We start from the raw sequence: 13,413 nt of genomic DNA on the forward strand, positions 1-13,413 counted from the left end.
ATTAGAAGTCGCTGGCCATCCATATGTGAAATTCAAGCCATTAGAAGTCGCTGGCCATCCATATGTGAAATTCAAGCCATTAGAAGTCGCTGGCCATCCATATGTGAAATTCAAGCCATTAGAAGTCGCTGGCCATCCATATGTGAAATTTGCTAATTCCAATACAGAAATCGCGTAATTAATCTTTAAATTGAGGTAATAAAATATGATTAACTCACTCAAAAAAGCACTTGGTTTCGCAAAGCCTGTTCGTAAAAAAGTGAAATTACCAGAAGGCTTAAACCACCTTGAAGTAATCCCTGCAAAGGGTTGGTGGAATTAATTCCACCTTAAGCGAAAATATGCTGTTTACATAGCCTAGCGCCATTTTGCTAGCGCTCGGCCTAGGCCAATAGAAAAGGAGCTTAATGCTCCTTTTTCATTTGCCACATTTAAGAAAAACCATATACATTAAGCGGTTAGTCTAACGTCAGAAGTCTGGCGTATTCTGCTTAACGCAATACGTTTATGGGAAGAAAAGAGTGGAAACGCTAAGGGACCCAGTATAAATCCCATTACAGCCCAGTAGCTTACCGATAGTCCTGCTCTAAAAGCCGCAACACCAAAACACCAGGAACAACTCACAGACAAGGCGACAACGATATAAAACATGAATCCCACAGCAACCTCTTTATCGGCTAAGTCATGATAGTGCAAGTCAAAAAACAGCATTTCACTATGTCTATAGACTCTAAGCAAGACTACTTATCTGCACTAATCAACATCTACATACACGGCGTCACGGCACAACTGCCGTAAATAGGCACGCCATAATACAAGATCCCCCTGACAAATGTGAACATTTTTTAGGCAAAAATTAGCCTGGAGGCAATAAAAAAGCGGCATCGAATTGCCGCTTTTTTAACCGATACCTATTTATGTACCTAGAAGAAACGAGTCTTTTCTGCCGCCATCGCCTTAAGACGTGGACATGGCTCAAATCGGTCGCCGTATTGAGCCTGATAACGTTCCAGTATGCTCACTAAATTATCGGCCCCTAGAGTATCGATATAGTGGAATGGGCCACCCAAGAATGGTGGGAAACCAATACCGAAGATAGCGCCAATATCACCATCGCGCGGTGAAGCAATAATGCTATCATCTAAACAACGTACCGCTTCATTGAGCATTTGCACGACACAACGTTCCGCTACCGCGCTCATTTCTTTATCGATACCCGGTTTGATACCTAATACGCCATATACACTTTCATCTACGGCTTTCTTCTTGCTCGACGCTTTATTGCCAGCAGCATATTGATAGAAACCTTTGCCATTTTTACGGCCTTTTCTATCATCGCTCAGTAACTTATCGAAGGCAGCAGGCGCTTTAAAGCGCTCACCCAGTTCTTTTTCAAGGATTGGAGCGATTTTAGCACCCACATCGATCCCTACTTCATCGAGCAGAGTGATAGGGCCAACGGGGAAGCCGAATTTCACTAAGGCTTTGTCTAAGTGCTCAATACTCTGCCCTTCCAGCAGTAATTGCGCAGCTTCGTTCATGTAAAGCGCAAGAATACGGTTAACATAAAAACCGGCGCCGTCTTGTACCACGATTGGCGTTTTACCCTGTTTGCGAGCAAAGGCCACTGTGGTGGCAATCGTCTCTGGAGACGTTTTCGCATGGGCAATGACCTCCACCAGCGGCATTTTTTCTACGGGTGAGAAATAATGTAAGCCAATCACATTTTCAGGACGGCTAGCCGCTTGTGCAATTTGACCTATGGGTAAAGATGAGGTGTTAGATGCAAAAATCGTGTGCTCACCACATTCACGCTCAATATCTTTAACCATCTGATGTTTAAGCGCTAAATCCTCAAATACGGCTTCTACAACAATATCAGCGTCCTTAACGCCTTTATATTCGGTCGTCGTAGTCATCAGTGCCATTAAATTGTCGCGAACGGCTGGCGTCATATGACGACGTTTAACGCCTTTATCCAATAACTTATAGGCGTAAGAAAGCGCATTGCTTAAGCCCTTTTCGTTAATGTCTTTTACCCTTGCTGGAATTTTAGCCTTAGTCGTCGTGACCGAAGCAATACCACCGCCCATCAAACCGCCACCTAAGATCACGGCTTTTTTGACTTTACGTGGTGTCGCCCCTTTGGCGCCAGTTTCTTTCTTCATCTCTGTGGTGGCAAAAAAAATACTGCGCAGCGCCTCTGATTCTTTCGACACCACCAGCTCAGCAAAATGGCTGGCTTCCACCTCAAGCCCTTTTTGCATTCCCTTAGCCATACCTTGGCGCACGCAATCAATAATTTTTGCCGGCGCAGGATAGTTGCCTTGGGTTTTCTTAGCGACTTGCTTGGCGGCTTGATCAAAAATAATGTTACGACCGAATCCTGTGCCTTCGAGTAATTGATTGACCAGCGATTTTTTAACTGGTTTCGCCGTGCGCTTACCCGCGAGCGCCATCTCCACCGCGGTTTGCAGTAGAATCGTCTGTGGTACTACGTCGTTGACTAAGCCCATCTTTAACGCTTGTTTCGGACGAATTTGTTTACCCGTCAACATCATATCCAGTGCAGTAGTGATCCCCACTAAACGAGGTAAACGCTGAGTACCGCCGCCACCGGGTAATAAACCGAGTTGCACTTCGGGTACGCCAAGCATGGTCTTGCCATCATCACTACACACACGTTGATGACAGGCGAGCGCGAGCTCTAAACCGCCCCCTAAACAGGCGCCATGTATCGCGGCAACCACAGGGATATTCAAGGCTTCTAACTCGTTAAACACCACATGCCCTTGCTGGGATAAGGCTTTCGCATCGCCCGCCGTTTGGCAAGCATCGAGCATAGAGATATCCGCCCCAGCGACGAAGGAGTCTTTTTTACCCGAAATCAGCACTAGGCCACGGATACTGCTATCGCGTTTAATCTCAGACAGAATCTCACTGATCTCAGGGCCAAATTCTGCCTTGAGGGTATTCATGGTTTCGCCGGGTACGTCCATCGTTAGAATGGCGATACCGTCTTCACGGCGGGTTAAATTAAATGTCTTTTCCATCGCCATTACTCCACTTCCACAATCATTGCAGCCCCTAAACCACCCGCAGCACAGGCCGTTGCCAGACCCGTTCCGCCGCCACGACGCTTAAGCTCACGGCAAACCTGAGTGATTAAACGTGTTCCTGTGGCCGCAAATGGATGACCGTAAGCTAAAGAACCACCAAGCACGTTAAATTTGCTCATATCGATTTCACCAATAGCACGATTACGCCCTAATTTTTCTTCGGCAAATTTCTTTGAGGCAAACATCTGCATGTTGGCTAAGGTTTGTGCCGCAAAAGCTTCATGCATTTCGATAAGAGTTAAATCTTCTAATTCCATGCCGGCGCGCTTTAATGCCAATGGCGTTGCATAGGATGGCCCCATCAGCATGTCTTGCCAGACATCAATCGCGGTAAATGCGTAGCTCTTAATGTAACCAATAGGTTGATAACCCAAGGCCTTAGCACGGCCTTCACTCATCAAAATGATCGCCGAGGCACCATCGGTTAGCGGCGTACTGTTAGCGGCTGTCACGCTGCCATGCTTTTTATCGAAAGCGGGACGCAGTTTAGCGTAAGAGCTTAAATCGGAGTTTTCACGAATGTTATTATCGCGCTCGATAAACTGTTTGTAAGGGGGAACATGGGCCACCATCACTTCGTCACGTAGGTGACCTGAAGCCCAAGTTTCACTCGCCAGCGTGTGGGAACGGTGCGCCAATGCATCTTGGTCGGCGCGGCTGATATTATAGGTCTTGGCCATTTGCTCTGCGGTTTGTCCCATGGACAATCCCGTAGAATACTCGGCAACGGCAGGCGGCACAGGCAGTAAATCTTTAATGCCTAAACGGCGGAAAATTTGTAACTTTTGGCCAAAGCTGCGAGCTTTGTTTAGATCAACTAAGGCATGGGCAAGTTTTTTAGATACCCCAATAGGCAATACCGATGAGGAGTCGGCGCCGCCGGCAATACCAATCTCGATATTGCCGGTCATGATTGACTCGGCCACATTCACCGCAGATTGGAAACTGGTCGCACAAGCACGGGTCACGCTGTAGGCATCGGTTGACACATCCATGCCGGTTCCTAACACGATTTCACGGGCAATGTTCGGTGCCGCAGGCATTTGTACCACCTGACCATAGACCAGTTGCTCAATCAACTTAGGGTCTAGTTCGCTACGGGCCAGCAGCTCGTTAACCACCATTTTGCCCATATCGAGCGCCGACACACCGTGGAATGCGGTCGCCTGTTTCGCAAATGGCGTTCTTAAGCCCGCCACAATGGCGATACGCTCACCCTTTGCGTTAGTTACCTGTTGTCTATCACTCATTTGTCACCCTCTTTATGTGCGCTATCGCTGAGAGATTTCAGGCGGCGCTATCGATTTCCATGTTTGCCCTGCTGTTTGGCACCAAAAAAGCCTAATAACAGGTCTGACCATTAAAGTGTGATCTGATTCTAACTTCTTGTCAGCAAGTTTTAAACACTTGTTTGTTTTTTTAACACTAGCCAAACCCTTAGGGAATTCTTTACCATATTCGTTGTCTATAGCCCACACACGTATTTTCAATCGATATTTTCAACCTAAAAAACGAGTAGCATCATGCCTTTGAGTCGCTTCCACGCATTACGCACTTACCTAAATAAGGTTGTTTTAGGGCAGCCAGTTTTGACCGAAAACCTGCTCATTGCCCTCATTGCCAATGGCCATTTATTAGTAGAAGGTCCACCAGGTCTTGCTAAAACCCGTGCGGTTAAAGCCCTCTGCGATGGTGTGGAAGGGGATTTCCACCGGATCCAATTTACCCCAGACCTACTGCCAGCCGACCTTACGGGTACAGATATCTATCGCTCACAAACTGGTACCTTTGAATTTGAAGCGGGCCCGATTTTCCACAACCTGATCCTCGCCGATGAAATCAACCGCGCCCCAGCTAAGGTGCAGTCGGCGTTATTAGAGGCCATGGCCGAAGGTCAAGTGACCGTAGGTAAAAACAGTTATAAGTTGCCGCCACTCTTCCTCGTGATGGCAACTCAAAACCCATTAGAAAACGAAGGCACTTATCCGCTGCCCGAAGCCCAGCTCGACCGCTTTTTAATGCACCTGAATTTAGATTATCCAAGCGGTGACACTGAAATCGAGATCCTGCGCCAATCCCGCCAAGAAGCACTCACCCATGAGCTGCCGACTGCGGAACCCATTGCCCAGGCCGATATTTTTGCCGCCCGAGATGAAGCGATGGAAATCTATCTCGCCGAGCCGCTTGAGAAATACATAGTCGAAATCATTATGGCGACCCGCCAACCCGCCCGTTACAGCGACGAGCTGGCAAAATGGTTAGAGTACGGTGTGAGTCCGCGTGCGACGATTTCGCTGGAGCGCTGCGCCCGTGCCAGAGCTTGGTTACACGAGCGCGATTTTGTCTCTCCCGAGGATATTCAAGCCGTTGCCCCCAATGTGTTAAGACACAGACTGCTGCTGAGTTATCAAGCGCAGGCCGAGGGTGTCAGCAGCGACCAAGTGATCAACCATATTTTGACTCAGGTCGCCGTCCCTTAATCTCAGGGCATGGACTGGATACGCGGGCTGATAAATCCTAGGTAACTGAATCGCTTTGTATGAGTAGCTTTGAATGAATAACAGTGCGCTAAACGCATCCCTACACGGTGATGGCAATCCACATGGCTTGCCATTATTTGCCGACGGGCTGCATTTAACCGAGAAAGAACTGCTCGCCTGCCAGACGATTGCGCGGGCTATTCCTGAGCGTCACAGCCGAGCACGTGCCAATATGGCGGGGCATCGCAGCAGTTTAATCAAAGGCCGCGGGATGGAATTTGCCGAAGTGCGCCATTATCAACAGGGGGACGATGTACGCACTATTGATTGGCGCGTGACCGCCCGCACAGGACAAACCCACACTAAGCTATTTATTGAGGAGCGCGAGCGCCCTATTCTGCTGCTACTCGATTTAAGCCAGAGCCTGTATTTTGGCTCGAGTTTGCTGCTGCAATCGGTACAAGCGGGACATTTAGCGACCACGCTAGGTTGGAATGCCATCAATCATGGTGACAGACTCGGCGCCTTAATCGCCTGTGAGTCGGAGCATCTAGAGTTAAAACCCCGCAGTCGCCGCCAAGGGATTTTACAGCTCATTTCAGGCCTGCGCCGAGTGCACGAGCAACAACTCAATCAGCTCAGCAGTCATCCACGGGATCCAGACCATATCCTGCGCGCCTGCCAGCGCTTGCAGCGGATCGCGAAACCGGGCTCATTGATTTGGATCATCACAGATGGCAGCCATTTTACGCCGCAATGTATCGCGCCGCTGACAGAACTTAAACGCCATTGTGATATTGGCGCTTATCTGGTGACAGACCCTCTCAGGCAGGGCAACCTCAACTTACCCAAGCAGTTTAGTTTGCCAGTTCGCGAAGGGGACCAAGATTTAGTGCTGACTCGCGACAGTTATCAAGCATGGCTTGGGCAGCAACAACAGCAGCAGAATGACTTTATCGCCATGATGCAAAAGCTGAAGGTGCGTACCCAATTTATCGACGCTGGTTTACCCCTCGCGCAGCAGCTAGCCTTACTGCAATAACAGCACGGCAAATAAGTGAGTAATAGTAGACAGTGCAACATAAAGCATAAGTGAGTCCAAAGCGTGAACCCACAAACTCTAAATCCAGCCTTGGATAAGGCTGCCACGCCAAATCCCGCTTTGGCGGATTTACAAGATATTATTCTCCCCGACCCGATTGGGGCTTGGCCATGGGCCATAGGTTATTGGTTAGCACTCGCTATCCTGTTAGTTTTGTTAATTGCCGCAATTCTTTGGCTCAAAAAACGTGCCGCCTACTTAGCGCCTAAAAAAGCCGCCCAAGGGTTATTTGCAGCACTTGATCCTCATTCGAGCCAGTATCCCTCTGACGTGAATCAGCTGTTAAAGCGCACCGCCTTAAGTTATTTTCCAAGGGAAGTGATAGCGAAACTCGACGGCCCCGCGTGGGCAAACTGGTTAGATAGCCATTTGCCCACAAAGCAGCGCGGCCGTATTGGGCCATTATTGGATAAACGCCACCAGGCTAAACCACTCAGCGCCGAGGAGGCCCAGGAGTTACAGGCCCTCGCCCGCAGTTGGTTTGCCTCAAAAGCCAAATTAAGCGCACCGATAATGCACACTGCTGCAAGCCAAAACCCGACTTCGTCGGCAACAGTAACACCGGCTCCAGCTAAGCCTGCGGAGGAGCAATGTTAACAGTCGCATGGCCTTTGGCATTGATTTTACTGCCTTTACCTTTTATTTTTTGGCGTCGCCAAACGGTGCAAGCCGAAGGTGGCCGCCTGCAATTGCCCGGCATTAGCCAAACGGGCAAGGCCAATATCACTAGCCACAGCCGCCAAAGCCGCAAGCGCTATTGGTTGATGTGGAGCTTGTTAGTGCTTGCTATCGCCCGCCCACAATGGCTTGGCGATCCGATTGAACTACCAAGCCAAGGGCGGGATCTGATGCTGGCGGTGGACTTATCCGGCAGTATGCAGATTGAAGATATGGTGATTAACGGCAAAGTCGTCGACCGTTTTACCCTGATCCAACACGTGGTCAGTGAGTTTATTGAGCGTCGCAAAGGCGATCGTATCGGTTTGATTTTATTTGCCGATCACGCTTATCTACAGGCACCACTCACCCAAGATAGACGCTCTGTCGCCCAGTATTTAAAGGAGGCGCAGATTGGCCTTGTCGGTAAGCAAACGGCGATTGGCGAGTCGATTGCGCTCGCGGTCAAGCGCTTCGACAAAATGGATGAGAGTAACAGAGTCTTGATTTTATTGACTGACGGTTCAAATAACGCCGGTAATATCGAGCCTGAGCAAGCGGCACAAATCGCCGCTAATCGCAAAGTGACGATTTATACCGTGGGCGTGGGTGCCGATGTTATGGAAAGACGCACCCTGTTTGGTCGTGAGCGCGTCAATCCGTCGATGGATCTCGATGAAAACCAACTCAAGCATATTGCCGATGTTACCCATGGCCGCTATTTCCGCGCCCGTAACAGTCTAGAGCTGGAACAGATTTATCAAGAAATTGATAAACTGGAGCCCGTGAGTCGCGATCAACTCAGCTATCGCCCTCAAGCGGAACTATTCTATTGGCCGCTCGCCCTCGCGCTACTCACCAGTATTTGGATAGCCTTAGGTCAGTTATCGCTGTTTTCGCGGACTAAAAACCCTGTTCCATCCGCAACACCACGGGGGGATGTTCGTTAATGAGCCTGCATTTTATTCGTCCAGAATGGTTACTCGCCCTGTTGCCACTGGCTATCATCCTGTGGGCGCTATGGCGTCAACACCAGAGTAACAGTGCTTGGAATCGCTATATTGCACCGCACTTGGCCAAAATATTGGTCACAGAGGGCACGCAAAAATCCCGTCGACCATTGCATATCTTGGCTTTCACTTGGGTAATTGCCACCTTGGCCTTAGCGGGGCCGGCGCTCAATAAGCAAACTTTGCCGGTTTTTGCGGCCGAGCAAGGTCGAGTGTTGGTGATGGATATGTCTGTCTCCATGTTTGCCACCGATCTGGCGCCCAACCGTTTAACCCAAACTAAGTTTCGAGCGACGGATTTGCTCCGCGGCTTAAAAGAAGGCGAAACAGGCCTGATTGCCTTCGCCGGCGATGCCTTTACCATAAGCCCGCTCACCCGAGACACGGGCACGCTGCTTAATTTATTACCCACTTTAAGCCCTGACATTATGCCCGTGTTGGGCTCAAACCTAGCGGCCGCCCTAACCCAAGCTAAAAATCTACTGGCACAGGGCGGGCATCTACGGGGCGATATTATTGTGATGACAGATGGCATCACCCCGAGGCAATTCGATGAGGCCAACTCGGCCTTAGCTGGTAGCCAATATCGACTCGCGATCATGGGATTTGGTAGCCCCCAAGGCGCCCCCATCCGCTTACCCGATGGCCAATTACAGCGCGACAGCAGCAATGAAGTCGTTGTCGCCAAAACCGACTTTGGTTTACTGCAAAAATTAGCCGATAACCATAATGGCATCATGATCCCCAATCGTGCCGATGGTCAGGATTTAGCACAGTTGCAACACTGGTTGAGTGACAGTGGCGATGCCAAAGCCACGGATCTCGATGGAGAAACCTGGCAGGATCTCGGCCCTTACCTCGCCTTACTCTTAATCATCCCTGCCCTGCTGAGCTTTAGGCAAGGTATGCTCGCCAACTGGCTGCTGATGGGATTGGGCGGTCTATTGCTCAGCGCTGCGCCGCAAAACGCCCATGCCAGCGCATGGGACTCGCTCTGGCACACCCAAGAGCAACAGGCGATGCAGGCCTATCAAGCCGAGGATTACGCTAATGCCGCACAAAAATTCGAAACGCCCCAATGGCAAGGCGCGGCGCAGTACAAGGCCGGCGAGTACGAACAGGCACTAAAAAGCTTTGAGCAAGATAACTCAGCCAATGGCCTTTACAACCAAGGCAACGCGCTGATGCAACTCGGTAAACCCGACAAAGCCAAGGAACGTTATCAGGCCGCACTCGACAAGCAGCCCGAGTTCCCACAGGCCAAAGCCAACCTTGAGTTAGCTGAGAGATTGCTGAACCAGCAGCAGTCGCAGCAAAATGCTGACAATCAAGATAAGCAGTCTCAAGGCGATCAAAACCAACAGGGACAGAACCAGAACGATCAGCAGCAGGGACAAAACCAGCAGCCGGGAGAACAACAATCCTCGCAAAACGACCAAGCTCAACAGCAGTCTCAAGAGCAGCAGTCCCAACAGCAAAATAATCCCGATCAAGCGAACGAAAAACCGTCGCAGGAGCAAAACGCCTCATCACAGCAGAATGAACCTGAGCAAGGCGCACAAGATAAACAGCAAGCGAGTGATGATAAAGCTAAGCAAGACCAGCAAGATTCGCAGCAAGAACAACAGCAGGCCGAGCAACAAGCTAATCAGCAAAACGGCGCCGATGACAATGCTGAAGATAAAGAAGATCCAGCCAGCAACGAGGCAAAAATGCAGGCAAAGGTCGAGGATGATAAGTCCAACGCCGAGCAAAAACAGCAACAGGCCGTAGCGCAAAAAGCGGATAAAGAGAAACAGGCGCAGGCGGATAAAAAACCAGATACCGCAATTGAGTCTGTTGAAGCGCCGCCGAGTAACAGCGAGCCTTTGCCCGCGGAGATGCAGCGAGCACTGCGGGGCGTGAGTGAAGATCCACAGGTGTTGCTGCGTAATAAGATGCAACTCGAATATCAAAAACGCCGTCAAAATGGCCAAATATCAAGGGATAACGAACAGTGGTGATCAGACAATTTTTTATCCTCCTCACGCTTTGCATCGCGGTCATTCAACCCGCCTTTGCCCTGAGCAAACTCGAGGCGTCGGTCGATCGCAATCCGGTAATGGAGGGAGAGTACTTTGTGCTCAATGTCAGTGCCGACGATGAGGTCGACACGGGTAAACTCGATACCTCCATCCTGCTCAAGGATTTTATCGTGGGTCGCACCAGCGTGAGTCGCAGCACCCAGATAATGAACTTCGATGCGGTCAAAGAGACCCGCTGGCAAGTGCTGCTTGCCCCAAAGCAAAAGGGCCAACTGACCATTCCATCCTTTAGCATTGATGGCGTCAGCTCCGCTGAAATTCCCCTCAGGGTGGTCGAAGCGGGCGCACAACCTGAACAGGCCAAGAATCTGTTTATCGATGCCAAAGTCTCGACCGATGAGGCCTACGTCGGCCAGCTTATTACCTATAAAGTAAAGCTTTATCTTGCGGTCGAACTGCAACGCGGTGTGCTCAATGCCCCGGTAATCGAAGGCGCGCAGATTAAGCAAATTGGCGAAGACAAAGACGGCTCAGAGATTATCGAAGGCCGTCGTTACCGCGTGATTGAGCGCACCTATGGCATCATTCCTGACTTACCCGGCCAAGTGAATATCAAAGGCGCGACCTTTTCTGGCGATGTATTAGTGGAATCCCAACGCCGTGGCGGCATGTTTGGCTTTAACGAGAGCCGCCCAATGCAGGCTGGCGCGCCTTCCTTAAGCATCCAAGTCGAACCTGCACCAACGAGCTTCCAAGGCCAATGGCTCGTGGCCGATTTAGTGGCCTTAAAAGAAAGTTTTCCTGAGGATGTAAAAGAGTTTACCGTCGGTAGTCCCATCACCCGCACGCTCACCTTATTGGCCTCCAATGCCGATGAGAATAGCTTGCCAGATATCGCGCAAAACCTGCCGCCTGAGCTCAAATCCTATCCCGAAAAACCCCAGCGCCAGAGCTTTGTGCGCGACGCGCAGATAGTGTCCCAATACAGTATTACCTCGGCTATCGTCCCCAGTAAGGCGGGCACTTTTACCTTACCCGAAGTGAAAGTACCTTGGTGGAATCCGCATCTTAAACGCCAAGAAATGGCAACCCTGCCCGCCCGCACCATTCAAGTAAAAGGTGGCGCCGTGGTCGATACGCCCATCGAACCCAACTGGCAGGCAAATACCAGCACGAACAGTGAAAGTCATTGGAGCGCGAATCTGTTCGCCCTGCTGTGGCTGGTGACATTAGTCGCTTGGGCCGTCACTTTTGTCGCTTGGCGACGTGCGCTGAAGCGCCAAACAACAGTCAATACACCAGTAGTCACGCAACCGCTCGTTCTTAGCACTGGCCTTAAGGGCTTAGAGCAAGCCTGCGCTAAAGGTAATGTCAGTGATATTTTGCAGCAATTGCAGCAATACTATAGTGAGCAGGCCGCTCGCCCTATGACACTCGATAAAATTGCCGCGCAGTCGAGCGAGTTAGCTGAGGCGATTCGTCAGTTGCAAGCCTTAGCCTACGGCGGTAAAGCCAATAGCGACGCCCAACTGGCAAGCGCAGCAAAAGCATTGTTAAGCGCGGTGAAAAGCGGCAAGTTACACCCCATGGCGCAGCAATCCACGCCATTACGCCCGTTGAATCCCAATGGCTAAACACAGATGGATAAATCAAAACGACGCACGGCTTAATCGAATGAGTAAGGTGTAATTTTTTGAATCGTAAAATAAAAAGAAAATATCGAAAAAATGTTTGCTAACTGGCGAAAGAAATCCGTCGAGCCTGCGGTCTCTTCTGACATGCTGAGCAAACAACGACGATACAACAGCCTAGTCAAGGCGCTGCACGCCGATATCTTCCGCTATGCCTTTTGGTTATGCGGCGATAAGCAGGTGGCAGAGGACATCACCCAAGAAACCTTCTTGCGGGCATGGCGCTCTTTAGATTCCCTACAGGATGATAAAGCGGCGAAGGCTTGGCTGATCACGATTCTGAGGCGCGAAAATGCCCGTCGATTCGAGCGTAAACAATTTGATTACGCCGATGTAGAGCAAGACAGCTTAGAAGATCACATTGCCTCCAGCACCGAAGAGCAAACCGAGCAGTACTGGTTAAGGCGACAAATCGCTAAGCTGGATATTGAATATCGGGAGCCCCTATTGCTGCAGTTAATCGGTGGCTTTAGCGGTGATGAAATCGCCCAGCTCTTGGACTTAAACCGCAACACTGTCATGACGCGCTTATTTCGGGCGAGGAACCAATTGAAAGAACTACTTGAGAAAACCGATGTGAGAGGTCAATCCAATGGATGAGCTTAAATTTAGGCGTCAAGCTTATGAAGATCCTCATAATCAAGATCCCGAGTTTGTTGCGCAAATGCAGGAGAATGCCGAATATCAGGCGTTCGTCGCAGAGCTTAAGGGCCTCGATGCCAAAATCACTCATGCGTTAAAAGTGGATGTGCCAGAGGACTTGGCCGACAAACTTATTCTGCGCCAACAATTGCAGCAGCACCATAAACAGCGCCGTCAAACGGGCTTTTTAGTCGCCATGGCCGCGTCGATTGCCTTTATTGTGGGGATCAGTTTCAGTTTATTGCGCTTAGGCCCAGTGGATTTAGCCGAGCATGCCTTAGCCCATGTTTACCATGAAGGCGTAGCCTTGCAGGTGGACCAAAATGTTAACTTTAGCCAAGTGAACGCGCAGCTCGCCTCTCTAAAACACTTAGAGCATGCCAAATTTACTGGGCAACCTGGCAAGGTCTATTACACCTCTTACTGTGATTTTCAAGGGGTTAAGAGTCTGCACTTAGTGCTGCAAGCTGAAAAAGGTAAAGTGACGCTGTTTATTGTGCCCATCGAAAAACGCATGGTGCTGGATAACACCTTTGCCGATGGTAAATATCAAGGCATGGGCTTTGAGGCCGGTGATGCATACATTTTGCTTGTGGGTGAAGATCAGACAGACCTTAGCTTTGTAAAAGACGAAATCAAGAACACCTTTATCTAAGCTATTAATAGTAAATCCTTTCTTTTAACGACC

The 13,413-nt window shown here is 49.9% G+C and carries 10 protein-coding genes; 8 read left to right on the forward strand and 2 right to left on the reverse strand.

The genetic code is table 11. The annotated features are described in order from the left end of the window. Positions 1 to 923 precede the first annotated feature (923 nt). Entirely contained in the window at positions 924 to 3,053 is a 2,130-nt protein-coding gene (fadJ, locus tag L2713_RS19510; protein WP_248969013.1) for a fatty acid oxidation complex subunit alpha FadJ, read from the reverse strand. 5 nt (positions 3,054 to 3,058) lie between these two features. Continuing rightward, on the reverse strand, positions 3,059 to 4,369 hold the full coding sequence (gene fadI / locus L2713_RS19515) for an acetyl-CoA C-acyltransferase FadI (protein ID WP_011622190.1): 1,311 nt from the start codon (positions 4,367 to 4,369) through the stop codon (positions 3,059 to 3,061). A 273-nt stretch (positions 4,370 to 4,642) separates the two neighbouring features. Between fadI and L2713_RS19520 the strand changes: the two genes are divergently transcribed. From L2713_RS19520 to L2713_RS19555, 8 genes are all read left to right on the forward strand, one after another. Continuing rightward, positions 4,643 to 5,599 carry an AAA family ATPase gene (locus L2713_RS19520; RefSeq protein ID WP_248969014.1) on the forward strand — a complete coding sequence of 319 codons (957 nt, stop codon included), beginning with the start codon at positions 4,643 to 4,645 and terminating at the stop codon, positions 5,597 to 5,599. 73 nt (positions 5,600 to 5,672) lie between these two features. Then, a complete protein-coding gene (locus tag L2713_RS19525; RefSeq protein WP_248969015.1) occupies positions 5,673 to 6,641 on the forward strand; it encodes a DUF58 domain-containing protein in 969 nt (322 codons plus the stop codon). 63 nt (positions 6,642 to 6,704) lie between these two features. Beyond that, positions 6,705 to 7,298: a DUF4381 domain-containing protein gene (locus L2713_RS19530; protein WP_248969016.1), complete on the forward strand. Its 594-nt coding sequence runs from the start codon at positions 6,705 to 6,707 to the stop codon at positions 7,296 to 7,298. Next, positions 7,292 to 8,308, forward strand: coding sequence for a vWA domain-containing protein (locus L2713_RS19535; RefSeq protein WP_248969017.1), 1,017 nt, complete (start codon positions 7,292 to 7,294; stop codon positions 8,306 to 8,308). Before L2713_RS19530 ends, L2713_RS19535 begins: the two co-directional genes overlap by 7 nt. Then, positions 8,308 to 10,371: a vWA domain-containing protein gene (locus tag L2713_RS19540; protein WP_248969018.1), complete on the forward strand. Its 2,064-nt coding sequence runs from the start codon at positions 8,308 to 8,310 to the stop codon at positions 10,369 to 10,371. Before L2713_RS19535 ends, L2713_RS19540 begins: the two co-directional genes overlap by 1 nt. After that, complete coding sequence (locus L2713_RS19545; RefSeq protein ID WP_248969019.1) at positions 10,365 to 12,026, forward strand: BatD family protein; 1,662 nt, start codon at positions 10,365 to 10,367, stop codon at positions 12,024 to 12,026. Before L2713_RS19540 ends, L2713_RS19545 begins: the two co-directional genes overlap by 7 nt. A gap of 93 nt (positions 12,027 to 12,119) precedes the next feature. Further along, positions 12,120 to 12,683, forward strand: coding sequence for a sigma-70 family RNA polymerase sigma factor (locus L2713_RS19550; RefSeq protein WP_088212196.1), 564 nt, complete (start codon positions 12,120 to 12,122; stop codon positions 12,681 to 12,683). Beyond that, a complete protein-coding gene (locus L2713_RS19555) occupies positions 12,676 to 13,380 on the forward strand; it encodes a DUF3379 domain-containing protein (RefSeq protein WP_248969020.1) in 705 nt (234 codons plus the stop codon). The genes L2713_RS19550 and L2713_RS19555 overlap by 8 nt, the downstream gene beginning before the upstream one ends. The last annotated feature ends 33 nt before the right edge of the window (positions 13,381 to 13,413 follow it).

Origin of the sequence: Shewanella seohaensis (assembly GCF_023283775.1) — a bacterium.
Lineage (GTDB): Bacteria > Pseudomonadota > Gammaproteobacteria > Enterobacterales > Shewanellaceae > Shewanella > Shewanella seohaensis.